This window comes from Hydrogenophaga sp. (genome assembly GCF_030651625.1).
Taxonomy (GTDB): Bacteria; Pseudomonadota; Gammaproteobacteria; order Burkholderiales; family Burkholderiaceae_C; genus Hydrogenophaga.
In genome coordinates, this window is sequence record NZ_JAUSCF010000039.1 from 301,308 (window position 1) to 325,644 (window position 24,337).

The window sequence follows — 24,337 nt, forward strand, 5'->3', positions numbered from 1 at the left end:
GTCCGGCAGAGCCGGCCCGGCGGCGCCCTGGATGGCGCTGTTTCAAGCCTCTGCATGGCACTTCGGTGCCATGGAAAGCTGGCATGAAAATGCCAAAGTGCCAGCAGACTGAACAGCCAACTGTGTTTGGCTGGGCAAGCATCGCCCGCGTGGGCCTGGTCCAGGCCGCGCTGGGTGCCGTGGTGGTCATGACCACTTCCACGCTCAACCGCGTGATGGTGGTCGAACACGCCCTGCCCGCTTTGTTGCCCGGTGTGCTGGTGGCCTTGCACTACCTGGTGCAGATGGCGCGGCCGCGCATGGGTTTCGGATCCGACGTGGGCGGCAGGCGCACGCCCTGGATCATCGGCGGCATGGCCGTGCTGGGTCTGGGTGGTGTGGTGGCCGCGCTTGCCACGGCATGGATGGGCACCGACCGCTCGGCCGGCATTGTGCTGGCCTTGCTGGGCTACGCCCTGGTCGGCCTGGGCGTCAGCGCCAGTGGCACCTCGCTGCTGGTGATGCTGGCCAAACGCGTGCCCCATGGCCGGCGGGCCGGCGCTGCCACGCTGGTGTGGATGATGATGATTGCCGGCTTCGCCGTCACGGCGGGTCTGGCGGGCCACTGGCTGGACCCATATTCGCCCGCGCGCCTGGTGACCGTGACATCCGTCGTGTGCCTGTTCGCCTTCGTGCTCACGCTGGCGGCCGTTCGCGGGCTGGAAGGCCCCGCGATCGCACCTGGGGAACAGCCCGCGCACCGGCCCTATGGTGAGCCTCTCGCCAAACCCCGTTTTCGCGAAGCCTTGCGTGAGGTGTGGGCAGAACCCCTGGCGCGCCGCTTCACGGTTTTTGTGTTCGTTTCGATGCTCGCATTCAGCGCGCAAGACCTCATCCTTGAACCGTTCGCCGGGACGGTGTTCGGTTACTCGCCGGGCGCCTCCACCCAGCTCTCCGGTGTGCAAAACGGTGGTGTGCTGCTGGGCATGCTGCTCGTGGCCTTTGCGAGTGCCGCCGGTGCGCGACTGAGCCATCACCGAACCTGGCGCCACGTCGGCTCGCTGCGAGGGTGGACCATCGGCGGCTGCTTGGCCTCGGGCGCAGCACTGGCAGCGCTCAGTCTGGCTGGCATGCACGGCGAAGGCGCACCGCTGAAAACCATCGTGTTTGCCCTGGGCGTGTCCAACGGCGCGTTTTCCATCGGCGCCATCGGTTCCATGATGCGCCTTGCCAGTGAAGGGCGTCAGCAGCGCGAAGGTGTTCGCATGGGCCTCTGGGGCGCGGCTCAGGCCATTGCCTTCGGCCTGGGCGGACTGGTGGGCACCGGCGCCAGCGACCTGGCCCGCAGTCTGATTGCGTCGCCCGGCGAGGCCTATGCCCTCGTCTTTGCGCTGGAAGGTGGGGTGTTCCTGATCGCTGCCTTGCTGGCCTGGCGCATCAGTGCGCCCGCACCCGCCCGAATCGCGCTTCGTTCCTTTTCCCACCCAACAGCCGGCGCGGGTCTTTCCGCAGGCACTCCACAGAGGCAAACCACATGAACACCGACGAAATCTTTGACGCTGTCGTGATCGGTGGTGGACCGGCGGGCGCCACCGCAGCCCATGAGCTGGCCAGGCAAGGCCGTTCGGTGCTGTTGCTGGACCGGGCTGGCCGCATCAAGCCCTGCGGCGGGGCCATCCCGCCGCGCCTGATCAAGGACTTCGACATTCCGGACCATCTGCTGGTTGCCCGCGCAGAGAGCGCGCGCATGATTTCTCCGGCCAACAACCGGGTCGACATTCCGATCGACAACGGGTTTGTGGGCATGGTCAACCGCGACGCTTTCGACGAATGGCTGCGCGAACGTGCCCAGGCCGCAGGCGCGCAGCGCCGCATCGGCACGTTCAAAAGCCTGTCGCGCGACGATGACGGCGTGAGCGTGGTGCACTACCTGGCCCGTGAGCGACACCACAAAGGCGAAGGCGTACCCGTCAGCGTGCGCGCCCGCACCATCGTGGGGGCCGATGGTGCAAGGTCTGAGGTGGCACGCCAGGGCAAGGTGCCCGGCGTGGAGGACACCCGCTACGTGTTCGCTTACCACGAGATCGTGCGCGCCCCCACCGCCGACCAGCGCAGCGCCGACTACGATGGCACGCGTTGCGACGTCTACTACCAGGGCCGCTTCTCGCCCGACTTCTACGGCTGGGTTTTCCCGCACGGCGACACGCTGAGCATCGGCACCGGCAGTGCGGACAAGGGCTTTTCACTCAGGGGATCGGTGCAGCGCATGCGCGAGGCCAGCGGGCTGAGCGACACGGAAACCTTGAGGCGCGAAGGCGCACCTCTTCCCATGAAGCCGCTGAAGCGCTGGGACAACGGACGTGACGTGGTGCTGGCCGGCGACGCGGCCGGCGTGGTGGCACCGGCGTCGGGCGAGGGTATCTACTACGCGATGGTGGGCGGGCAACTCGCGGCGCAGGCAGCACACGAACTGCTGACCACGGGCGACGTGCGCGCCCTCAAACTGGCACGCAAGCGGTTCATGAAGCTGCATGGCACCGTGTTTCTGGTGCTGGGCATCATGCAGACCTTCTGGTACCGCAGCGAAAAACGCCGCGAACGCTTCGTCAAAATCTGCGAGGACCGGGACGTGCAGCAGCTGACCTTCGAGTCCTACATGAACAAGCAACTCACGCGCAAGAAGCCCATGGCGCATGTGCGCATCTTCTTCAAGGACCTGGGGCACCTGCTGGGCATGGCCCGGGTGTGAGGTTCATTGACAACGCCCGCTGAGGCCAGGCTTCATGCAAGCACTCTGGGAAAGCGGGCTCTGGCTCGACATCGCCATTGCCATCACCGCGCTGGAACTGCTGGTACTGGGTTCACTGCATGTCTTTACAAGACGGGGGCTGCACCCGAACGCCTGGGCACTGAACCTGTGCTCAGGCTTGCTGTTGATGCTCGCACTGCGCAGCACGCTGGGTGGCGCTGCGTGGCATTGGCCCGTCATGTGCCTGGCCGCATCGGGGGTGATGCACAGCGCCGACCTCTGGCGGCGCTGGCGTCTTCAGCAGCGGGTCATCACGCCTTCTTGACGTAGGCCGAGCACCAACCCTTGGCGGCCACATGCTTGCCGGGGAAGATGCCGCAAGGGCCACTGGCTTCGCCAGCCTTGCCCGAGTAGAGCGTGCAGTTGGAGCACAGTTGCGTCGAGGCGTGCTTGGGATACTTTTTGGCGTCGACCTTGGTGCTGTCGGCCGCATAGCCCAGTGCCTTGGCCTGGGCATCGTTTTCATCGACCACGGGAGCCGCTTGCGCATGCGCAGCACCCGCCATCAACACCGAACCGCCAGCGGCGACTTGCATCAAGAAAATACGACGATTTGAACCGTTCATGGAGGGCCTCGTGGAGAAATGCAATATTGCAATTTCATGCTACACCCGCCAGCTTAAGCACGGCTGAAGCCCCCACGAGCGCCTGACTTCCGCAGTCATCCATTGGGGGCAATCTCCATGCCGTTGGCGGCTTCTCCGCGGTGCGTACACTTGCCGGAAAAATTCCGGCTTCATGACTCCACAAGACTACGTCCAGCAAAAGGCCGCCGCCTCGGGCAGCAGCTTCTATTACGCGTTCCTGTTCCTGCCGCCCGAACGTCGCGCCGCCATCACCGCCTTTTACGCGTTCTGCAGGGAAGTGGACGATGTGGTCGATGAGGTCAAAGACCCCGACGTGGCCCAGACCAAGCTGGCCTGGTGGCGGCACGAGGTGGCAACGGCCTACGCGGGTGAACGCAATCACCCGGTGATGCAGGCACTCATGCCCCACGCCACCGCATTTGGCATTGAAGCTCGCCACCTGCTGGCCGTGATCGAAGGCTGCCAGATGGACCTGGAGCAGAACCGCTACCTGGACTTCGCCAACCTGCAGCAGTACTGCCACCTGGTGGCCGGCGTGGTGGGCGAGGTGGCCGCCCGCATTTTTGGCCAGACCCGGGAACAGACCACCGCGTACGCCCACCGGCTGGGTCTGGCGTTCCAGCTGACCAACATCATTCGCGACGTGGGCGAGGACGCCGCACGCGGGCGCATCTACCTGCCGGTCAACGAACTCCAGCAGTTTGACGTGAAGGCGCATGAACTGCTCAAGCGCAGCGCAGCCCCGGGCACCGACCCAGCCGATTTCGAGCGCCGCTTCACCGCGCTCATGCAGTTCCAGTGTGCGCGTGCGCTGAAGACCTACGACGAGGCCCTGGCACTGTTGCCGGAAGCCGATCGCCGCACGCAGAAGCCCGGCCTGATGATGGCCAGCATCTACCGCACCCTGCTCAAGGAAATCGCCAGCGAGCCGCTGCTGGTGCTGACGCAACGGGTCAGCCTCACACCCCTGCGCAAGTTCTGGCTGGCGTGGCGGGTGCAGGCGCTGGGCCGGCTCTGAAGCGCCCGGCCGACATCCCACACCAAGCGGACGCCCCCCACACATGCCACGTTGTCCCAACGCCGTCTCGGACGCGAGCAGCCCAGCCCAGACAGAGCCATGGCGGCCGTGGTGCGGGCGGCGCCGACTCGAAGCCGAGAACACCAACCCATGAAGGTCGCCATCGTGGGCGCGGGATGGGCGGGCATGGCTGCGGCTGTCACCGCCGCGGAACGCCCCATGGACATCACCGTGTTCGAGGCTTCCCGGACGCTGGGCGGGCGGGCGCGCGCCATGCCCGCCCAGAGGCCAGACGGCCTTCCTCTGACGCTGGACAACGGCCAGCACATCCTGATTGGTGCCTACACCGACAGTCTGGACCTGATGGAACGCGTGGGCGTGAACCTGGGCGAGGCGCTGTGGGCGCTTCCGCTCGCTTTGCCCTACCCCGACGGCCAGGGATTGCAGACCCCGCGCTGGGCGGCAAACTGGCCGGCACCGCTGGATACCCTGACGGCCATCGCCACCGCCAGGGGCTGGCGCTGGTCAGAACGCCTGGCGCTGGTGCGCACCTCGCTGGCCTGGCAGGCGGCCAGCTTCCGGTGTCCACCTGCACAAACCGTGAGTGAACTCTGCGCGCATCTGCCGCGCCGGGTGCTGGACGAACTGATCGAACCCCTGTGTGTTTCGGCGCTGAACACGCCCGCCGCACAGTCCAGCGCTCAGGTGTTTCTGCGCATCATGCGCGACGCCCTTTTCGGAAAAGGCCACGGTCGCCTGGGTGCATCGAACCTGCTGCTGCCCCGTGTGGACCTGACCACCGCTTTCCCGCAGACAGCACAACAATGGCTCGGCCACCACCACCCGTCATCGGTGCGGGTGCATGCCGGGACCCGGGTGGTTGCCTTGCATCGGTCGGCAGATGGCTGGGACCTGCAGGTTGAGCAGCAGGGTGCACTCCGCGAAGAGCGATTCGATCAGGTCATCTGGGCCACGGCTGCTGCGCCCGCTGCCCAGGCAATGCTCAGGGCGGCAGACACGGCACAGGCCCGTGCCGAGCATGGTGACATCGCACGGCAAGTGCGTGAATGGGCCACGAAGTGCCGGGCCCTGAACTTCACCGCCATCACCACGGTCTATGCCTGGTCCGCAGGGGCACGGCTGTCCGGCCCCATGCTGGCGTTGCGGGCCGAACCAGACGCCCACGCCGCCCCGGCGCAGTTCGTGTTCGACCGGGGCCAGTTGCACCCCCACGACGCTGGCGCCCAGGGCGTGCTGGCCTTTGTGGTCAGCGCCAGTGTCGGGGAACGCGACGACCTGCAGGCGCGGGTGCTGCGGCAGGCGGCCCGTCAACTGGACCTGCATGCGCTGCAACCAATCCAGACAGTGGTTGAAAGGCGGGCCACGTTCGCCTGCACCCCCCAACTTCAGCGGCCGCCACGGTTCATCGCACCTGGTCTGTGGGCGGCGGGCGACTTTGTCGAGGGCCCCTACCCTGCCACTCTGGAAGGCGCGGTGCGCAGCGGGACAGCGGCAGCAAAAGCACTCTGAACCTGGCAAAAGGCATGAAAACGAAATGCCACGGCCAGCCCACAAAGCCGCAGGATCCGGGTTGAGGTGAGACTGACAACAATCACCTGCCAAAATGGTGCCGACCCGGGAACCTCCAGGCGCAGCAGCCTTCAGACCCGTGTCGTACATCTTTTAACCCGAACAAGGAGTTTTTACGCATGCTTGGAGCACCCACCGCACGCCATTTCGTGATCGCCGCCGGCCTTTGCCTGGCCACCCTTTCCAGTGCCATGGCCCAGAACATGGTGAGCGTCAAGGGCAACACGTTGAACATGCGCTCGGGACCAGGAACCCAGACCGAAGTGCTCTGGCAGCTCAAGCAGGGCTACCCACTGGAGGTGGTCAGGCGGCAGAACAACTGGCTGCAGGTCAAAGACTTCGAAGGCGACACCGGCTGGGTCGCCAGCTCGCTCACCAGCAGCACGCCACACCACATCGTCAAGAGCCCCACAGCCAATGTGCGCAGCGGCCCGGGCACGCAGCATCGCATCGTCGGCAAGGCAAACTATGGTGATGTGGTGCGCACGCGCGAGAAGCGTGGTACCTGGGTCCGGGTGGAGCGCGCCGGCGAGCCCAACGGTTGGATTGCCAAGAGCCTGCTCTGGGGCTGGTAAGCCCATCAACGTTGAGGGCCATGCAGGTGCGGCTCTGCGCCGCGCCTCAATTCATTCATCCCCTCAGAGTGCTGCCTTGATCTTGTCGGCCATCTCGTGGGTGACCCACACGTTCCACACCTCCGGCTGGGTTTTCAAAAAATGCTTCGCCGCCTCTTCGGCAGATGCTTTGTTCCCGCGCATCCAGGCCAGCAAGGCGTTGACCGTGTGGTTCTCCCAGCCGCGCACTTCCAGATACCGCACCGCTGGTCCGTCCTTCCTGTAGAAGCGGTCTGTCATCACGGTGAACACCTCCGACTGCGCCCAGTCGTTTCTGACGGGATTTGCGCAGCTGGCCATGGCGTTGCAGGTTTCCCATGCTTCGGTGTCGTGAGGCACGCCAGCATCGAGCTTGACCATTTCGTACCGACCCAGCATCGACGTGGGTGCCCAGTAGTAGCCCAGCCAGCCAGCCTCGCTCTCGTAGGCCTTGGCAATCGACTCGTCCAGCTCGCTGGCTGACTTCACGTCAACGAGTTCAAACCCTTTTTCAGCAGCCCCCCAGGCCTTGAACGCGTGCTCTGTGGGAACCCGGCAGTGCCAACCCGAGGGGCAGTTGTGCACAGCGCCGCGCTTCGGACCGACGGCAGATGGGAACAGTTCTGGATGTTTCAGTGCATCGTCGATCGTCTTGATCTCGGGATGTGCGTCGGCCACGTACTTCGGAATCCACCAACCTTCCACTCCGCCGTCCAGCAATGCCCTGGCGCCGAAATGCAACCGCCCTTCCTGCATGGCGGTCGCCAAGGGCTGCCGGGCGGCATTGATCCAGCCTTCGGGTGCCACATCGGGCTCTCCGGTTTCCATCATGGCGCTCAAGGTGGGCATGGTGTCTCCAGGCACCAGTTCAACTTCGCAGCCGTAGGCATGCGTCAGCACGAACCGGTCCACCTGGGCAAGCACCTCGGCCGATTCCCAGCCCATGCTCGCCACCGTCACCTTGCCGCAAGCTTGCTCGGCCGCTGTTTCGGACGCTGTATTGGGCTGCGCCCGGTCTTCGGTCTTGCCACAAGCGGCCAGCAACAGCCCTGCCGTGATCGTGGCCAGTGTCAGCCGAGATGGGTGATTCATGGTGGTCCTCCGTGTTGGTGTGAAGGGGCTGCGTGTGCAGACCCACACCCGACGACCTGGAAATGACCGAACGCTGCTGCAAACCTGGTGACCAGCCGCTCAACCACCGGGTGCCGGGTTGAAGTCAGCCCATTACTATACTTTTTTGAACTTGCCGCATGCAGACCGTCCCACTTTGCAACGCCGGCAAGCGCGGTTCCGCCCTGCCCTACGCGGTCACGAAGGGTCGAGTGCCTGAACCACCTGATGGGCCGGTCGATGCACGCAGCGCATCAGCCAGGCGCGAGTGAGCGGGTGCGCCACCCACAGGCCGCTGGCAGGACGCGCCCAGTTCAAGACACTGGCCACGCACAGGTCGGCAACCGTGAAGCGCTCGGCAGCCAGATGAATCTGGCCTCGATCGTGCTGACGCTGCAGGTGCTGCTCGATCACCTTCAAAGGCACTGCAAGTCGACGTTCGGCTGCCTCGGCCAGTTCGGGCTTTCGACGCTCGGCAGGCATCGCCATGCGGTGCATCAACACCGTGAGCGCATCGGCCTCTGCCTCGGTCACGGCCCAGAAGCTCTAGCGAAGCGCCTCGGCATCTTCGCTGGCGTTTGCAGGCGTGATGCTCAGCCCGTCGGGCTGGCCATGGTGGCGAGCCAGATAAAGCGCGCACGCCATGCTCTCCCAGACCACGGTTTCACCGCCCTCTTCGGTCGAACGATGGTCCACCAGCACTGGAATGTGGCCATTGGGGTTGATGGCCAGGAACGCGGGGGTTCTCGTGCCACCACCGGTATACGGGGTGGCCACGTGCCTGAAGGCCAACCCGAGTTCGGTGGCGGCCCAGAGCGGCCTGCTGGCGCGAGAAGCAGGGATGCCGTGGATGGTCAGGCTCATGGTTCGGGTGCAGATTCAAGAAATGCGGTCAGGCCCATTCGCTACTTGCCCAGCGCGAGACAGAGCGCCGTCAGGTCTGCCACAGTCAGGTGCGGTTGAAGCGGGGCGTGACTCCATGCCTGCCCCTCGCGATTGAGCCAGGCCATCTGCATGCCCGCCTCCAATGCCCCCACACCGTCAAGGTGAGCATCGTCCCCCACATGCAGCACCTCTGAGGGATCCACCTCAGCGGCCTCTGCAGCTGCTTGGAAAATGCGCGCATCGGGCTTGCCCACACCAAATTCCCGCGCACTGAGCGCTGCCCGGAAATGGGCACCCAGCCCGACACGGTGCACATCGGCGTTGCCATTGGACACCGCCACCAGCGGATAGCGGCTGGCCAGCCACTCCAGGGCGGGCAGCGCATCTTCATACAGGGTCACGCACTGGCGCTCGGCAAAAAAAACATCGAACGCGGGCTCGGCCAGCGCAGTGTCGTCTCCTGCGCACTGCAGCATCAGGCGGATCGACTCCAGACGCAGTGCGCTCATGTCGTGGGCGAGATCCGGTCGGGTTGCTCCCATGTGGTTGCGAACAGAACGAATCACCCCCGGCGTGGCACTCCAGGCGGCCGTGGCAGGGGCATGTTCGGCCAGCCACGCGTGCAGCGCCGCCTCCGCACGCTCGATGGTGGGCCAGATGGGCCAAAGCGTGTCATCGAGATCGAGCGTGACCGCACGGATGCGGTCGAGGTCCAGGCCAGCGTCTTTGGCAACGCGACGGGAAGCGAACAAGGGGGTCTTCATGACTCAGCGAGAATAGCGCATGCCGTTTCAGCTCGAACCCACCTTTTCACATGGCCAGCCCGCCCGCACGGCCGTCGTACTTTGCAATCTGGGCACTCCCGACGAACCCACCGCCCCGGCATTGCGCCGGTACCTCGGGGAGTTTCTGGGCGACCATCGGGTGGTCGAGATTCCGAAACCGATCTGGTGGTTGATCCTGCACGGCATCATCCTTCGCGTGCGCCCCAGGAAGTCTGCAGAAAAATACGCCAGCATCTGGACGCCAGAAGGCTCGCCGTTGAAGGTCTGGACCGAAAGACAGGCCACGCTGCTGCGCGGCTACCTGGGCGAACGAGGCCACCAGGTCACCGTGCGCTACGCCATGCGCTACGGCAATCCCTCCATTCCGTCGGTGCTGGACGAGCTCAGGAAAGAGGGTATGACGCGCGTGCTTATCCTGTCGGCCTACCCGCAGTACAGCGGCACCACCACCGCCAGCGTGTTCGACGCGGCCGCCCAGTGGGGCATCAAGAGCCGCCACCTGCCTGAGTTCCGGTTCGTCAACCGCTATCACGACGACGCCGGCTATATCAACGCGCTCGCCAAACGGGTCCGCGCGCACTGGATGCATCACGGTCAGGCCGAGCAACTGGTCATGAGCTTTCACGGTGTGCCCGAACGCACCCTGGACCTCGGCGACCCCTACCACTGCGAATGCCACAAGACCGCGCGCCTGCTGGCCGAACGGCTTGGGCTCGCCAAGGAGCGCTACAAGGTCACGTTTCAGTCGCGCTTCGGCAAGGCCAAGTGGCTGGAGCCCTACACCGAGCCCACGCTGATTGCACTGGGTGAACAAGGCGTCAAGCGCGTGGACGTGATCTGCCCGGGCTTCACCAGCGACTGCCTGGAAACACTGGAAGAGATCAGCATGGAAGCGCGCGAGGCCTTTCTGCACGCCGGAGGCGAAGAGTTCCACTACATCGACTGCCTCAACGACAGCCCCGACTGGATCCGCGCGCTGGCCGACCTGACCGAGCGGCACCTGCAGGGCTGGCCCACAAAACAGGCCGATGACCCGATGGAACTCAGGGAGAGCCGCGAGCGTGCGCTCGCCCTGGGCGCAAAGGACTGAAAAGTCCCTCAGGCAGTGACCTGATGCCACCTCAGCCTCAAGGGATCAGCGATTTTCAGGCGTTTGCATCCGCCAGGAAGCGCTGCACCAGCCCCAGCTGCTCTGGCACATTGAGCGCTGGCGCATGGCCACAGCCGGCAATCGTGACCACCTGCGCTCGTGGGCCACGCTCTCGCATGGCCTCGGCGGTGTCTGCCCGCAGCAGATCGGATTCGGCGCCACGCAGACACAGCACCGGTATATCGATGCGGTCGTAGGTGTCCCACAGGCTGTAGTCTTCGGGGTGGTGCACGAACTGCTGGACCATGGCCGGGTCGTAGTGAGGCGTCACGCGACCGTCAGGCAGGCGGCGGGCAGAGCTTTCGGTGAGCAGGGTCCACTGCGCATCGGTGAGGAAGCCGTAGGGTTTGTACACGGTGCGGAAGTAGGTTTCCAGCTCCCCGATCGTGTCAAAAGCCGCCGGATGGCCGGCATAGCTGCGGATGCGTTCAACCGCCGCGTCGGCCAGCCTGGGACCGATGTCGTTGAGCACCAGTTGCTGAATGCGACCATGCAAAGGACCGGCCGCGCACACCATGCCGATGGCACCACCCATCGAAGTACCAACCCAGAAGAAACGTTCCAGTTTCAACTGGTCGACCAGCGCGGTGGCAATGCGGGCGTAGAAGTCCAGGCAGTATTCGGCTTTGGGGTCCGGGCTCCACTGGCTCAGCCCGCGCCCTATCGTGTCGGGGCAGACCACCCGGTAGCCGAGCGACGCAAGATGGGCCGCCAGAGGATCCATGTCGCGACCAGTGCGCGCCAGGCCGTGCCAGGCCACCACGGTCGATCCGTTGGGCGTGGCGGGCACCCAGTCCATGAAGTGGATTTCGCGTCCTTCGCACGCCAGGTAGCGCGATTGGGGAATGGGTGAGGTGTTCATAGAAACGTGGAAATGGGTTCACAAGCGCAGTGCGAGCGAAGGGAGCCAATCAGGGGCGCCGCGGAACCGGCTGCGCCGGGCTGCCGGGCCCACCACCGCTGGGCGCTTGCAAGGAACGCAGCGCTCTGGCGCTCCGTTCCCGCAACCTGCCCACGATGCCGGTCGGGAAGTGGTAGACCGACAGCACGAACAGCACCCCCAGCCACAGGAGCCAGCGGTCGGGTGTGAGCAGCGCGGGCAGCAGGGGAATGCCTTCGGTGGCGCTGCCTGCGACGCGCAGCAGGTCCTGCAGGTAGCTCTGTGCCAGCACGAACAGCACACTGCCGATCACCGCGCCGTACATCGTCCCCATGCCACCGATCACGACGATGAGCAGGATGTCCAGCATGATCTCGAACGACAGCGAGGTGTCCGGCCCGTTGTAGCGCAGCCAGATGGCCAGCAGACAGCCCGCCAACGTGGCAAAGCTGGCCGACAGCACGTTGGACAGCGTGCGGTAGATCACCGTGCGGTAGCCCAGCGCCTCGGCGCGGAAGTCGTTTTCGCGAATGGCCTGCAGCACGCGTCCGAACGGTGAGTTGACGATGCGCAGCAGCGTGAGGAAGATCGCCGTCACCGAGAAAAAGATGAGGTAGTAGGTGATGAAGCGTCCGTTCAGGTCCACCTCGCCCAGCGGCGTCACCAGTGGCTCCTCGCGCAAGGAGAAACCGGGTTGCAGCAGCTCGGGCACACGGAAAGTGAGACCGTCTTCACCACCGGTGAACTCGGAGAGCTGTGACGCCAGCGTGAGAAAAGCGGTGGCCACCGCCAACGTGATCATGGCGAAGAAGATGGCCTTGACCCTCAACGAGAAAAGTCCGATCACCAGCGAAAGCACCAATGACACCATCAGCGCGGCGAGCACCCCGGTCAGCAACGCGGTCCAGGTCGGCGAATCGGCTGAGCTGAGCGAAATGGCCACGCCATAGGCGCCAATGCCAAAGAACATGGTGTGGGCAAAACTCACGATGCCGGTGTAGCCCAGCAACAGATCAAAGCTCGCCACCAGCGCAATGAAGATCAGCACCTTGGCCGCCACATTCAGCGCCTTCACACCCGGAAACAGGAACGGTGCGAACGCCAGCCCCAGGAACAGCAACACCAGCAGCGCCACCAGCCAGCGGCTGCGCGGAAGGTCGTTGGAAAGCAATCTACTCAACATGAAAAGCCTCTCGGAAATTTAAGCCAACCCGCATCGAATGCGAACCCGCCCTCCAGCAGCAGCCGAAGATCCGGCTCCGCCGGTCCAAAGGCTGCGCCCCCTGGGGGGTGACGCCGAAGGCGGCGCGGGGGGTCTTCATCGACTCGTGATGGGATACACACCCTGCGGTCGCCACAACAGGATGGCCACCATCAGCGCGATGTTGGAAAACAGCGCCACTTTGGGCACCAGAAAGCCGGTGTAGTTGGCCATCAGCCCCACCAGCAGCGCGCCAATGAGCGCGCCCAGCGTGGAGCCCAGTCCGCCGATGATGATGACAATGAAGATCAGCACGTTGACCTGGTGGCCCATCTGCGGCACCACGCTTTCCTGGTACAGGCCCCACATCACGCCACCCAGGCCAGCGAGCGCACTGCCCACCACGAACACACCCACAAACAGGCGCTTGATGCGGTAGCCCAATGATTCGACCATCTCGCGATCCTGCACTCCAGCGCGGATCAGCAGGCCCACCTTGGTGCTGTTGAGCGTCCACACCATGGCGGTGAACACCGCAGCCCCCACGATCACGGCCAGCAGCCGGTATTTGGCAACCGCCGCATCACCCAGCAGGATGGAGCCGCGCAGCGCTTCGGGCAATGGCAGCGGGATCTGCTCAGGCCCCCAGAACACCTTGATGAGTTCTTCACCAATGATCATTCCGCCCATGGTGATCAGGATCTGCTTGAGGTGCATGCCATAGACCGGGCGAATGATGAACCGCTCGAACACCAGCCCGATGGCCCCCGCCACCGCCATGGCCACCAGCATCGCCGGGAACAGTGCCATGAGGTTGAGCCAGAGGCTGTCGCTGGTGGTGAAGCCACCCATGGTGCCCAGCACGGTGGTGGCCACGAAGGCACCCAGCGCAATGAACACCCCGTGGCCAAAATTCAGCACGTCCATCAGGCCGAATACCAGCGTGAGGCCCGAGGCAATGATGAAAATGATCATGCCCATGGCCAGCCCTGCCACCGTGAGCGTGAGCCAGGTGGAGGGACTGCCGGTCAGCGGCAGCGCGATCAGTGCCAGCGCCGGCACCAGCGCCATGGGCTTCCAGTCGAGTTCTTTGAGTTGGATCATGCGGTTTTTCCTGGGCCGGTCTGGAAGGCCAGCCCTGCGGTTATCGGTGGTGTGCGGTGAGCGCGGCGGTTCACTGGTGCGCTCCCAGGCTCAGGCCGAGCAGCCGGGCCTGCAGCGCTTCGTCAGCGGCGAGGTCGGCCATCAAGCCGCTGTGCACCACACGGCCGTCGTCCATCACGGCCACGGTATCGCCCAGCTGGCGCGCGAAATTGAAGTTTTGCTCCACCAGCAGGATGGTGGTGTTCGCCGCCTTGAGCTGGCGAAATGCCTCGATCATGTTCTGGATGATGGCCGGGGCCAGGCCCTTGCTGGGCTCGTCGATCAGCAGCAGCTTGCGCGGTTCGATGATGGCGCGCGAGACCGCCAGCATCTGCTTCTGCCCCCCGCTGAGCTTGCCGGCCGGGTGCAGCCAGAACTTCTTGATGGCGGGAAACAGGTCGAAGATCCATTCCAGCCGGGTGGTGTCGATGTCGTCCAGATTGCGCGCGCCACGCGCCGCCAGCAGCATGTTCTCGCGCACGGACAAATCCGAGAAGATGCCCATGCTTTCCGGCACGTAGGCCACGCCCGACTGTGCAATGTCCGGTGTGGGTTGCTGCGTGATGTCCTGCCCGTCGAGCGTGACGCTGCCCTGGCTGGCGTGCCACAAACCCATGATGGTGCGCAGTGTGGTGGTCTTTCCTGCGCCGTTGCGGCCGAGCAGCAGGGTGAGCTGGTTGGCAGGCACGACGAGGTCCACGCCGTGGAGGATGTGGTACGCGCCAATGTGCGTATGCACGTCCTTCAGAGTCAGTAGATTGCTCATGCGGTCGCCTCCTCTTCAGGGTTGATGCCCAGATAAGCCTGCTGCACCACCGGCGATGCGATCACCGCAGCCGGTTCGCCATCGGCCACGAGTTCACCGTTGTGCAAAACGATGATGCGGTCCGACAGTTCGCGCACCACGTCCATCTTGTGTTCCACCAGAAGGATGGTCTTGGTCCTGTCGGCCTTGAGGTTCCGGATCAGGTTCAGGATCACGGGCGCTTCGTCCACGCTCATGCCGGCCGTGGGTTCGTCGAACATGAATACCTGCGGCTCCAGCGCCATCAGAATGCCCACCTCCAGCTTGCGCTGGTCGCCGTGCGGCAGGCTGGAGGCCAGGGCATCGCGACGGTCCGACAAGGCCACTGCCTCCAGTACCTCGTCAGCCTTCTCAAGCAGGTCGCGCCGGTCGCTCCAGATGCGCCACAGATTCAAGCCCGCACCCGCCTTCGCCTGTACCGCCAGTCGCACATTTTCGCGCACCGTGAGATTGGGAAACAGGTTGGTCAGCTGGAACGCCCGTCCCAGACCGGCCTTCGCACGTGCCGGAGCACCCAGGGCAGAGATGTCCTTGCCGCCCAGCATCACGCTGCCGGCGTTGGCCTTGATCTGCCCGGAGATCAGGTTGAAATAGGTGGTCTTGCCCGCACCGTTGGGGCCCACGATGGCGGTGAGCGTGCCTGGCTCGAAAGCACAGGTCACGCTGTTGACCGCCACGTGGCCGCCAAAGCGCACGGTCAGGTCCTGGGTGGATAACAAACTCATGGTCTCCTTGGGATGGTAGTTGCCCCTGCCTCTCAGGGGCAGGTGCCAATCACGTAGTGGTTTGTGCCGGTCATCTTCAGCGTCCGGGTCGTGAAGACGTTCCACAGGCCCATGTTCTGGTTGGACCCGTTGGCGTAGGTGTACCCCCCGGCCACGTAAGCGCGACCTGCCGTGGTGTGGGCGTAGTTGCTGGCCGTGAAGCACGTGGCAGGGGGTGGTGCACTGCCCGTGGTGGTGCCGGTGGCGGCCGCAGACACGGCACCTTCGATGCCTGCCTCATTGGCCGCGCGCACCGTCCAGCTGTACTGCGTGGCCGCAGTCAGGCCGTTGTCGGTGAAGCTGGTGCCCATGACCGGCAGTGCGTTGGTCTTGTTGGCGTTGCGGTACACGTTGTAGCTGTCGGCACCGCTCACTGCGTTCCAGCTCACCGTCATGCTGCTGTTGGTGGGGTTGGACGTGGTCACGCCAGTAGGGGCGGGCAATGCCGGTGTGCCGCCACCACCCGAACCTGCACCGGAAGACACGCGATCCACCATGGCCTTGATGGCGGCCATCTGCGTGCCGGCCTTCTGCGCGAAGTTGCCGCCATACCAGCCGATCCAGTCCCAGCAGGCGTTCGGGTTGGCCAGCGAGCCGCTGGCTGCAGTGCTGCGGCTGGTGTTGTCGGTCCTGGTCTGAGGGAACAGCACGATGATGCTGTTGGTGTCGGCCCAGCGGCTGTAGCCCGTGTTCTTGACAAACCTGTCGCCGATCTTGTCGGTGCTCTGCTGGCAGCCGTGCAGCGCCACGTGCACCTTGCACTGGCTGCCGCTGGCGCAGTTGGCCGGCACATAGGCCCAGCCCGTCGCGGCCATGCCGGGGTTGTTGGTGAACTGCGTCTGGTTGAACTCGATGTAATTGCCCGCAGCTGGCGCGTTATTGCGCGGGTTCAGGCTGCCGTAGAACTTCTGCAACACGGCCTGGGCACCGTCGTAACTGCAGTTGCTGATGTAGGGCGAGGCGGCACTGCTGCAGCTGTTGTTGCCGGTGCTGTCAAAGTTGGTGGGGAAAGTGTGGGCGGCTCCGCTGCGCACCACATGCTCCATGTTGGCTGCGCTCACCCCGTTGTTGGTGTATTGCGTCTTGAGGGCGGTGGTGGGGTTCTGCCCCACGGTGGTGTCGCTGGTGCCGATGAACAGGAACACCTTCTGCCCGGCGATGTTGGCCTTGTTGTCGATGGCGCCACTGGCACTCCAGGTGTCGATGCGGTTCTGCATGTTGGCCAATGCCGCGCTGGAAATGCTGGCGTTGTACATACACGAGGTGTAGTTGCTCAGGCCCGCGCACATGTAGGGGCCAGCCGCAAACACGCCCACGCCTTTGAACAACGACGAATAGGCAATGCCCAGCTGGTTGGCCATGAAGCCACCCGAAGACAGACCCGACACCGTGGTCTGGCTGGTGTCCACGTTGTAGGCGGGCAGATTGATGGCTGCCAGCGCGGTGCCGGCGGAAAGCACTGAAAGTGCGGTGAAGGCGGTGAACGTGCGAACCGGTTTGAACGTCATTGAGTGGTCTCCTGGGGTGTTTTCAGACAAAACATCGCCTACCCCGGTGTGCCCCGGGGTTTCCTCTTTGAACTATCAGAGACAGTGGACGGCGCGCGAAACACCTGTCCAGAAACACGGCGGAACCGGCTTCGCCGGGCCGCTCGTGTTGTCCCCCTTCCAGGGGGAAGCCGCGTCAGCGGCGCAGGGGGTGGCAAAAAGCCCTGCGCAGGGGGTCAAGCGCTTTCAGCGCTTGTTCCTAATAGGAACGTCCATTTCCTCAGGCTTGATCTCGCGCACCAGTTCCGGCACGCCCCATGCAAACGCCGGGTCGACCTTGATCTTGAAGTGGTACATGCTCTGCATGGCCTGATGGTCTTCCTTGCGGAAGGTCATGGTGCCCTTGGGCGTCTCGAAGCTCATGCCTTCCATGGTCTGGATGAGCTTGTCGGTGTTGGTGTCGCCGCCGGTCTTCTTCAGCGCCGTGACCACGGCCATGGCGGCAGAGAAGCCACCGGCGGTGAAGAAGTCAGGCGGTGACTTGAACTGCTTGTAGTGCTCGGCCACCAAGGCGTCGTTGACCGGGTTCTTCGGCAGGCCGAAGTAGTAGTAGCTCGCGCCTTCCATACCCGGGAACTGTTTGTAGGCCGTCATGGCAGGCAGGATGTTGCCGCCGGTGGCGATCTCGATGTTGTAGCGCTTGAGGTCCAGATCAGCGATCTTGAACGGGTTGCCTGCGCCGGCCCAGATGATGAAGATCACCTTGCGGCCGGGCTGATCCTTGAGCTTGTCGATCAGGCGCTGTGCACCGGCGGTGAAGTCGGTGGTGTTGGTGGGCAGGTATTCCTCGTGGACCAGCTTCGCGTTCTTGATGGCGTCCTTGAAGGCCTTCACGCCGTCACGGCCAAATGCATAGTCTTGCGCCAGGGTGGCGATAGTGGTGCCGGGCTTGTCGAGTGCCACGGCGTTGGAGATGGCGTCCTGCGAACTGTTGCGGCCCGTGCGAAAGATGTACTTGTTCCACTTGTCGCCGGTGATGGAATCGGCCACGGCCGGCTCCACCAGCAGGATCTTCTTGTATTCCTCTGCCACCGGCAGCATCGCCAGCGCCACGCCGGAGCCGGTCGGGCCAATGGCGATGTCGGCCTTGTCGTCTGCGTAGGCCGCAGCCAGCTGGGCCTTGCCCACGTCCGGTTTGAACTGGCTGTCCTTCTCGATCACCACCAGTTTCTTGCCGTTGACCATCATCGTGCCCTGCGTGGCGTAGCTCAAACCCATCATCAGGCCGGTGTGCGTCTGCTTCGCGTAGGCCTCCAGGGGGCCGGTCTTGTCGTACACGTGGGCGATGCGGATCTCGCCCTTGCTCGCCTGGGCCGAGGCGATGGAAGTGGCAAGCGAGGCCGCGCAGGCGAGCGCAATGACCGCGAGGCGGCGGGTGGGATTTGTCATGTCTTGTCTCCTGTTGGTATGGATGCACAGCGCGAAGCGCCGTCCCTTGCTAATGCAGGCATCGTGCCAACACGGAAGTTGTTTGATTTTGTTTGTTTTTTCAGTTGTTCGATGATCGATATGACTGAAAATCAGACATATCAGGACATCAAATCCGTCTGAAACTTAAACACCTGTATGAAATTAAGACACTTCACGCATCTCTCCCAGCCGATCGTAGAGGCTTGCACGGGAGATGCCGAGCAAACGGGCGGCTGCCGCGCGGTTGCCATCGGTGCGCACCAGCGCGTCGAGAATGGCCCTTCGCTCCAGTTCCGCAATCTGCTCGGGCAGTGGCTTGAACGCCGAGATCGCCTTCGGCGCCGCCAGATCGGATGCCCCAGCAACCATCGGCGCCATCAGTGGCAGGCCGGCCTCTGCCAGCACCGCCCCCACCTGCGCGGCTTCAATGTGGTGGGAGTCACTTCGCAAGGCCAGTTGCTCGAGCACATTGCGCAATTCGCGGATGTTGCCGCGCCAGACCTGGGCCGCCAGCAGCGCCTGCGCGTCGGTGGTCAGCTCCAGCTGAGGTCCACCACCTCGGGCGGCGATGTCCTCGCACAAGGCTTCGATCAGCAAATGCATATCACCCTGACGTTCGCGCAGCGGCGGCACGCGAATCGGCAGCACGTTGAGGCGGTAGTACAGATCTTCGCGGAAAGCGCCGTCGCGCACCATCTGCTGCAGGTCGCGGGATGTCGCAGCAACCACGCGCACGTCGAAGCGCACGATCTTGTTGGACCCCAACGGCTCGATCTCGCCTTCCTGCAACGCGCGCAGCAGCTTCACCTGCACCGAAGGCGGCATGTCGCCCAGTTCGTCCAGGAACAGGGTGCCGCCGTCGGCCAGTTTGAACTTGCCGTCCCGGCCCTTTTTGTCGGCCCCGGTGAACGCGCCCGGCGCGACGCCAAAAAACTCGGCTTCCAGCAGGGTGTCTGGCACCGCCGCCATGTTGACGCTGACAAACGGGCGCCCCGCTCGGGGCGATGCGGCATGAATGGCGTGGGCCAGCAATTCCTTTCCAGTGCCGGTCTCACCCAGCAACAGAACGGGGCTCGACGACTGTGCGGCCCGCCTTGCCTGGCGCTTGACCTCCAGCGCGCCCGGGCTGCTGCCCACGAAACTCGCGAAGGTGTATTTGGTCCTGCGCTGGCTGGCCAGCTCGCGACGTGCCTCGTTCAGGTCCTGCTCCAGGCGGGCGAACTTGGTGATCAGAGGCTGCAAGGTCGTTTCGGGATGGTCGAACAGCACGATACCCAGCACGCCGATCACCTCTCCAGCGTCGTCCCGCAGCGGAATTCGACTCACCACGAAGGTGCCTGCCTTGTTGCTCAGAAGGTCGATCAGGATGGGCTTGCCGGTGGCCAGCACCTTGTGCATCTGGGTGTTTTGCACCACGCTCGATACCTGGTGTCCCAGAAAGTCTTCTTCCCGTTCGAAGCCCAGGGCGGGCAAAAAGCGGCGGTACTGGTCGTTGATCCATACCACCCGTGCGTTCCGGTCCACCAGCATCATGCCTTCGCTGGCGTTCGCGAACAGGTCGAACATGGACCGGGCGGCCAGCTCCAGGATGCTTTGCGCGTCGCGCGGCAGGCGATCGTCTTGGGTCATCCTAGAAGCCGCAGTTGGACGGGCCCGAGTGGGCTGTCAGGGAGCGCGCTGGCAAGGCGCGACGACGCAGCGGGCTGGTGCCCGCGAGGAGGCGTAACTGCCCCCACGCTCTACCGCTTGCGCGGTTCGCTGCCCCCCGAGGGGGCTGACCTTGCTTGGGGCGGCCCTGAGCAAGGTCGGCTGCAGCCAGCGCACGCCCTGGCGGCTCAATCGGGTCTGTAGCGCTTTCACCCATGAAGTGAATCTCGTCGTGGTCAAAGTTCTCAGTGCTCATGGGCATCTCCAGCGGAAGTCAGCGCGATCAACCGGGGTTTCTAGGATCATGTCGCCATGGTACCTTTCGCCCATGCCCACTCGCTGATGTCACGCCACATGCCCGCTTCCCCTGGCTCCGCCTCCCCGTCTGTTCGTGTCCGCCTCGACAAATGGCTTTGGGCGGCACGCTTCTACAAGACACGCGCGCTCAGCGCCGACGAAATCGACAAGGGTCGGGTCCATGTGAACGGCCAGAGCGCCAAGCCTTCTCGCGAAGTGCGCGCCGGCGACACGATCGAGCTTCGAAGCACCGACGGGACGAGGACCTTCGTGGTCCGCGGCCTGAGCGGCGTGCGCGGCCCGGCACCCGTGGCGGCCCTGCTGTTTGAAGAAACCGCTGCGTCCATCGCGCTGCGCATCGAGGCCGCCGAGCGTCGCCGACTGGCACCTGAACCTGCGCACTCTCAGCCAATCGGGCGCCCCACCAAACGCGACCGGCGCGACATCGACCAGCTGCGTGGCCGCCCCGGTGCTGCCCAGTGGGACGACCGTTGGAGTGCATCCGTGGACGACTGATGCAACAGCGGTCGCCCAGAATCACGACTTCAGTTCTTGCGCAGCCCCAGCCACATCACCGTGGCCACCACCACCAGCCCACCCAGCACTTGCACCGGCGCGATCGCCTGTCCCAGGATGGCCCACGCCAGCACCAGCGCAAAGATCGGCTCGATGTTCATGATGGCCGAATTCCCCACCACACCCAGGCGAGGCAGCACGGTGAACATGATTGTGAACGCCGTGCCGTACAGCACGGTCAGCCCCACCAGACCCCACCAACCTGCAACGGCCTGCGGCAGCTGAAAGCCGCCTTGGGTGGCCACGCCGGCGAGCGCGAGCACCGCCACGATGCCCATGGTGCTCGCCGTGCGCAGTCGACCATCGAGATCACCGGTTTCGTGCTGCGTGAGCACCAGTGCCAGCCCGAAGGTGGCGGCAGCAGTCAAAGCAAACGCCACGCCTGCACCAATCTGCTGCCACTGCCCGGAAGCGCCCAGGCCAGAAGATGCACCCAGCACATCCAGGGCGAGCGCCAGACCGAACAGCATCACGGGCATCGCACGCACCAGACTCGGGGGTGGCTTCTGGCCATACACCACGCGCGCCCACAGGGCGGTCCACAGTGGGTAGGTGTTGAATGCCAGCAGCGCTATGGCCACCGGCAGGCGAGCCACGGCCGAGTACAGACACAGGCTTTGCACACCGACGAGCAAGCCCATGGCAGGCAAGGCGCGGCGATGGCGTGCCGTCAACTGGATCGGCACCCGATAGATGCGAAGCAGTGCGACCACCACCAGCGCCGTGACGGCACTGCGGAACGTGACTGCCGTGGCCACATCCACACCGTGGTCGAACGCGATCCGTGCAGCCACGTGGTTCGCACCCATCATGAACGCGATGAGCAACAGAATCGCGAAGGCTGTGCCTGACAAGGCCATCAAGGGTGGCGTGGTGCGCATGGGGGCGTGGGTTCTGGATGCATGCCGAAAATGTACCGTTCGGCTGCCCGGGAAAAGCAGGGCAGCAAACAAGAAAAAAGCCTAAGTGAACAAGTCACTTAGGCTTCAGTCTGGCGGGCGAGAGGGATTCAGAAGAAGCCCGCATGCAATTGATTTCATTGCATTTTCTCAATCCGTCCGCGACCGATTACCCATTATCTTACCCTCACGCTCACTGCTGGGGCTACGTCAACCCTTTGGGCGGGCGTTTCATCCGGCGCAGCATCAGGTTATCACTGCGCACCCGGTACACCGCAAGCGCGGTGCCTGCTGCCCTCAGCACCACGTACCCCAAACCCTGCGCTGAGGCGTACCCGCTCGATTCATCCGGGGTTCCCTGACCGCCCGTATCAAACCATGCCGCCTTCGCCCGTCGCACCAATGCGGCCTGTGTTTCGGGGTCTGGGTCTTGGAAGCTATGAACCTGTTCAATCGGCACCGAAAAGAGCCTCATAGAAATTGAAAGTCTCTTGCAGTTTGGGTACGTGGTAGTGAGCCACGGCGTTCAGGGCTGCTATCGCGGCATCGTCCAGCGTGTTGCCATATTGGCGGATCACGCCTTCAATCAGACCCTGCACCGTCTGTGCTGTGTTGCCAGTGGACTCGGTAGCGAGTTCGCACAGTGCATCCATGGGCAAGCCTTTTGTGACCCCCGCCAAATCAAAGCGAATCCCGGCGGGCATCGCTAGCAGGGTGTCGAGTTCTTCAGCGGTGACTAGATTGGATGACGGCATTTCCATGGTGTACCCCACGAAGTTGATGAAGCTATCATTCTATCACAAACATAGTTTGTCAAACTATTTAATTGCGTGTTGTTGATGATGGTTGACGCCCGCCCTAATGTGTACCCCACCCCCACCCCCCCGGGTACTGGACCCACACAAATTTGACGGGGGGACGGGTCAAAGGATGTGCCTCGCGATGGGGACGTCGCTGGAAAGCCTTTCCGCCATTTACCCTGTAAAGTGGATTAACACGCCACAGCCCAAGAAGGAGAAAACGTATGCGAGAGCCACAGAATCCCGAGAGCCGTTATCCGACAGTGTTTGTGTCGCTGATCGAGAACTGCCCGATGGCGCTCGAATGTCGCCAGAAATGGGAGACGTTGACAGCAACAGCCAACCCCATCGTTCGGCACTGCGACTCGTGCGGCAAGGATGTCACCTTTTGCGCTACCCAGCAGAAGTTGGACCAAATGCGGGCTTCCGGGCAATGCGTCGCTTTCCACACCCGCCGCGAGAACCGACCGGTCACGGTCCTAGGCTTGCCCGGCAGTGCCCGCACCCCGCGCAGCAAGGGAGGCGACAGTGCCCCGGGACTGCGGTCGTTTATCGATAGCCTTTGACCCGTTGAAACCGTTCGCCAAAGTCTTTTCAGATGAAGAATCTTTTTTGTTTTTTAGTTTTTTTAGGTTGCCAAGGCGGTTGGTCTATCGCGCATGCTGATGACAGCTTGGATTGGGTGGACGAGTTCGTGGGGAAAATCCACTATGACCGCACCGTCTATGCTCAATGCCTTCTGGATGCAAACAGGGATTCGAAAGGGCTGAATTCAGCGGCTGTGCGGCTTGTGCGAGAGGCCTGCCAGACGAAAGCAATCCCGAAAAAATGTCGAGAGACTAAGCCGGGCACAATCAACTCATGCATTGCGGAATGCAAAGGAGCGGGCATGTACTCACGAAAATTTGGAGTGTGTTCGTTCAACTAAATTGGTGTTTGAAAAAGGAATCGTAATGAGTGACCCTGCGAACGAACCCGGAGCGCCGCCGACCAGCGGCTATTCAGTGATTGCGAACTGCCCCATGGAGTTCGAATGTCCGAAGCAATGGGAAACGATGGATGAAACATCTAGCCCTGATGTACGGCACTGCGACTCATGCAACAAGGATGTGCACTTCTGCGCAACTGAAGAAAAGCTGGAACGGATGGCAGCTGCTGGTGAGTGCGTCTCGTTTTTCACCGTGCGTGAACAACGGGTGCGCCGTCTTTCGGGTTCCCTCCGCCGTGACGATTTCGACGAACCTACAAATCCCGCTGTGCTGCGGGCGTTCATTGATGGTATTTGAAAGTCAATATTTATGAGTTCACGAATGTTTGTCTTTTTTGCCGCGCTTTTCGCTGGAACGTTTCCTGCGATGCAAGTCCAAGCGGCTACATGGAGCGTAGATGGCACTCTCGCACTGACTTCGAGCTATTTCCCAAAATTGAAGGCTCTCAGGAATGTGACTTTTTCCATTGACTGGGACCGGCAGTCAAACTGTAAGCCAACAGTAAATGTGTATTTTATGGACGGAGATGAACTTGGCTCGTTTAAGTCAGTGAAAAAAGCTAGCGAACGCATGCGAGTGAAAATTGGGGAGAAGGTATGGACTGGGGACACCTTGTTAGCAGAACACTCCGGCGGGTATGCGATGGTTTTCTACGCGCAAGATGATCTGGTGAAAAAAATACCTACGGCCAGCTCTATCGCCGTTAAGGTTTTCACAGACGCCCCGTGGCTTGATTTTGATGGGCGCGGGTCAGAAAGCGCTCTAGCTCGCGCGAAGGCGAACTGCCGGTAGCCAGATGCGGCCTTTGAGCTATTTCCATGCAAACCGGGACACCCGCTTTCGCGTCCACCGAACCAGTGCCGTCCTGGCGCT

General features: G+C 63.2%; 25 protein-coding genes. 10 read left to right on the forward strand and 15 right to left on the reverse strand.

All coding sequences use genetic code 11. The features are described 5' to 3' along the window. Positions 1–83 precede the first annotated feature (83 nt). Genes Q7V46_RS19765 through Q7V46_RS19775 form a run of 3 tightly spaced genes read left to right on the forward strand, consistent with a single transcriptional unit; the run spans position 84 to position 3,053 of the window. On the forward strand, positions 84–1,517 hold the full coding sequence (locus Q7V46_RS19765) for a BCD family MFS transporter (RefSeq protein WP_304915278.1): 1,434 nt from the start codon (positions 84–86) through the stop codon (positions 1,515–1,517). Next, positions 1,514–2,728: a geranylgeranyl diphosphate reductase gene (locus tag Q7V46_RS19770; RefSeq protein ID WP_304915279.1), complete on the forward strand. Its 1,215-nt coding sequence runs from the start codon at positions 1,514–1,516 to the stop codon at positions 2,726–2,728. The genes Q7V46_RS19765 and Q7V46_RS19770 overlap by 4 nt, the downstream gene beginning before the upstream one ends. A gap of 34 nt (positions 2,729–2,762) precedes the next feature. Then, positions 2,763–3,053: a hypothetical protein gene (locus tag Q7V46_RS19775; protein WP_304915280.1), complete on the forward strand. Its 291-nt coding sequence runs from the start codon at positions 2,763–2,765 to the stop codon at positions 3,051–3,053. Here the strand turns inward: Q7V46_RS19775 and Q7V46_RS19780 are convergent. Next, the gene (locus Q7V46_RS19780; RefSeq protein WP_370690402.1) at positions 3,040–3,294 is read right to left on the reverse strand and encodes a high-potential iron-sulfur protein; all 255 of its coding nucleotides are present in this window, start codon (positions 3,292–3,294) and stop codon (positions 3,040–3,042) included. The two genes, Q7V46_RS19775 and Q7V46_RS19780, sit on opposite strands and share 14 nt — an antisense overlap. A 232-nt stretch (positions 3,295–3,526) precedes the next feature. Between Q7V46_RS19780 and hpnD the strand changes: the two genes are divergently transcribed. From hpnD to Q7V46_RS19795, 3 genes are all read left to right on the forward strand, one after another. Further along, entirely contained in the window at positions 3,527–4,393 is an 867-nt protein-coding gene (gene hpnD / locus Q7V46_RS19785; protein ID WP_304915281.1) for a presqualene diphosphate synthase HpnD, read from the forward strand. 150 nt (positions 4,394–4,543) lie between these two features. Then, a complete protein-coding gene (hpnE, locus tag Q7V46_RS19790; protein WP_304915282.1) occupies positions 4,544–5,923 on the forward strand; it encodes a hydroxysqualene dehydroxylase HpnE in 1,380 nt (459 codons plus the stop codon). 179 nt (positions 5,924–6,102) lie between these two features. Further along, the gene (locus tag Q7V46_RS19795) at positions 6,103–6,558 is read left to right on the forward strand and encodes an SH3 domain-containing protein (protein WP_304915283.1); all 456 of its coding nucleotides are present in this window, start codon (positions 6,103–6,105) and stop codon (positions 6,556–6,558) included. A 63-nt stretch (positions 6,559–6,621) separates the two neighbouring features. On the opposite strand, the gene Q7V46_RS19800 is transcribed toward Q7V46_RS19795, so the two are convergent. The 4 genes from Q7V46_RS19800 to Q7V46_RS19815 form a co-directional block, all read right to left on the reverse strand. Next, a complete protein-coding gene (locus Q7V46_RS19800; RefSeq protein ID WP_304915284.1) occupies positions 6,622–7,668 on the reverse strand; it encodes a glycine betaine ABC transporter substrate-binding protein in 1,047 nt (348 codons plus the stop codon). Between the two features lie 216 nt (positions 7,669–7,884). Beyond that, positions 7,885–8,220, reverse strand: a complete 336-nt coding sequence (locus Q7V46_RS19805; protein WP_304915285.1) for a glutathione S-transferase family protein — start codon at positions 8,218–8,220, stop codon at positions 7,885–7,887. A gap of 12 nt (positions 8,221–8,232) precedes the next feature. Next, positions 8,233–8,550, reverse strand: a complete 318-nt coding sequence (locus tag Q7V46_RS19810; protein WP_304915286.1) for a glutathione S-transferase N-terminal domain-containing protein — start codon at positions 8,548–8,550, stop codon at positions 8,233–8,235. A 41-nt stretch (positions 8,551–8,591) separates the two neighbouring features. Beyond that, on the reverse strand, positions 8,592–9,335 hold the full coding sequence (locus Q7V46_RS19815) for an HAD family hydrolase (RefSeq protein ID WP_304915287.1): 744 nt from the start codon (positions 9,333–9,335) through the stop codon (positions 8,592–8,594). 19 nt (positions 9,336–9,354) lie between these two features. Here Q7V46_RS19815 and hemH point away from each other — a divergent pair, with 19 nt between their 5' ends. Beyond that, entirely contained in the window at positions 9,355–10,446 is a 1,092-nt protein-coding gene (hemH, locus tag Q7V46_RS19820) for a ferrochelatase (RefSeq protein WP_304915288.1), read from the forward strand. Between the two features lie 55 nt (positions 10,447–10,501). Here hemH and Q7V46_RS19825 read toward each other — a convergent pair whose 3' ends face one another. From Q7V46_RS19825 to Q7V46_RS19860, 8 genes are all read right to left on the reverse strand, one after another. Then, positions 10,502–11,368: an alpha/beta fold hydrolase gene (locus tag Q7V46_RS19825; RefSeq protein ID WP_304915289.1), complete on the reverse strand. Its 867-nt coding sequence runs from the start codon at positions 11,366–11,368 to the stop codon at positions 10,502–10,504. A gap of 49 nt (positions 11,369–11,417) precedes the next feature. Further along, positions 11,418–12,569 (reverse strand): branched-chain amino acid ABC transporter permease, encoded by a 1,152-nt coding sequence (locus Q7V46_RS19830; RefSeq protein WP_304915290.1) that lies wholly within the window; start codon positions 12,567–12,569, stop codon positions 11,418–11,420. A gap of 135 nt (positions 12,570–12,704) precedes the next feature. Then, positions 12,705–13,691, reverse strand: a complete 987-nt coding sequence (locus Q7V46_RS19835) for a branched-chain amino acid ABC transporter permease (protein ID WP_304915291.1) — start codon at positions 13,689–13,691, stop codon at positions 12,705–12,707. Between the two features lie 70 nt (positions 13,692–13,761). Further along, on the reverse strand, positions 13,762–14,496 hold the full coding sequence (locus tag Q7V46_RS19840; protein ID WP_304915292.1) for an ABC transporter ATP-binding protein: 735 nt from the start codon (positions 14,494–14,496) through the stop codon (positions 13,762–13,764). After that, the gene (locus Q7V46_RS19845) at positions 14,493–15,260 is read right to left on the reverse strand and encodes an ABC transporter ATP-binding protein (protein WP_304915293.1); all 768 of its coding nucleotides are present in this window, start codon (positions 15,258–15,260) and stop codon (positions 14,493–14,495) included. Before Q7V46_RS19845 ends, Q7V46_RS19840 begins: the two co-directional genes overlap by 4 nt. A gap of 32 nt (positions 15,261–15,292) precedes the next feature. Continuing rightward, the gene (locus tag Q7V46_RS19850; RefSeq protein WP_304915294.1) at positions 15,293–16,807 is read right to left on the reverse strand and encodes a PHB depolymerase family esterase; all 1,515 of its coding nucleotides are present in this window, start codon (positions 16,805–16,807) and stop codon (positions 15,293–15,295) included. Positions 16,808–17,032: 225 nt separating this feature from the next. Further along, a complete protein-coding gene (locus Q7V46_RS19855) occupies positions 17,033–18,235 on the reverse strand; it encodes a substrate-binding domain-containing protein (protein WP_304915295.1) in 1,203 nt (400 codons plus the stop codon). Positions 18,236–18,418: 183 nt separating this feature from the next. Further along, positions 18,419–19,885: a sigma-54-dependent Fis family transcriptional regulator gene (locus Q7V46_RS19860; protein WP_304915296.1), complete on the reverse strand. Its 1,467-nt coding sequence runs from the start codon at positions 19,883–19,885 to the stop codon at positions 18,419–18,421. Between the two features lie 372 nt (positions 19,886–20,257). Between Q7V46_RS19860 and Q7V46_RS19865 the strand changes: the two genes are divergently transcribed. Further along, positions 20,258–20,716 (forward strand): RNA-binding S4 domain-containing protein, encoded by a 459-nt coding sequence (locus Q7V46_RS19865; RefSeq protein WP_304915332.1) that lies wholly within the window; start codon positions 20,258–20,260, stop codon positions 20,714–20,716. 29 nt (positions 20,717–20,745) lie between these two features. Here Q7V46_RS19865 and Q7V46_RS19870 read toward each other — a convergent pair whose 3' ends face one another. Together Q7V46_RS19870 and Q7V46_RS19875 are read right to left on the reverse strand one after the other, a co-directional pair. Beyond that, positions 20,746–21,657, reverse strand: coding sequence for a DMT family transporter (locus Q7V46_RS19870; protein WP_304915297.1), 912 nt, complete (start codon positions 21,655–21,657; stop codon positions 20,746–20,748). Between the two features lie 467 nt (positions 21,658–22,124). Beyond that, positions 22,125–22,436 (reverse strand): hypothetical protein, encoded by a 312-nt coding sequence (locus Q7V46_RS19875; protein WP_304915298.1) that lies wholly within the window; start codon positions 22,434–22,436, stop codon positions 22,125–22,127. Positions 22,437–23,428: 992 nt separating this feature from the next. On the opposite strand from Q7V46_RS19875, the gene Q7V46_RS19880 reads away from it, so the two are divergent. After that, positions 23,429–23,761, forward strand: a complete 333-nt coding sequence (locus Q7V46_RS19880; RefSeq protein ID WP_304915299.1) for a hypothetical protein — start codon at positions 23,429–23,431, stop codon at positions 23,759–23,761. Between the two features lie 24 nt (positions 23,762–23,785). After that, positions 23,786–24,256 (forward strand): hypothetical protein, encoded by a 471-nt coding sequence (locus tag Q7V46_RS19885; protein WP_304915300.1) that lies wholly within the window; start codon positions 23,786–23,788, stop codon positions 24,254–24,256. The last annotated feature ends 81 nt before the right edge of the window (positions 24,257–24,337 follow it).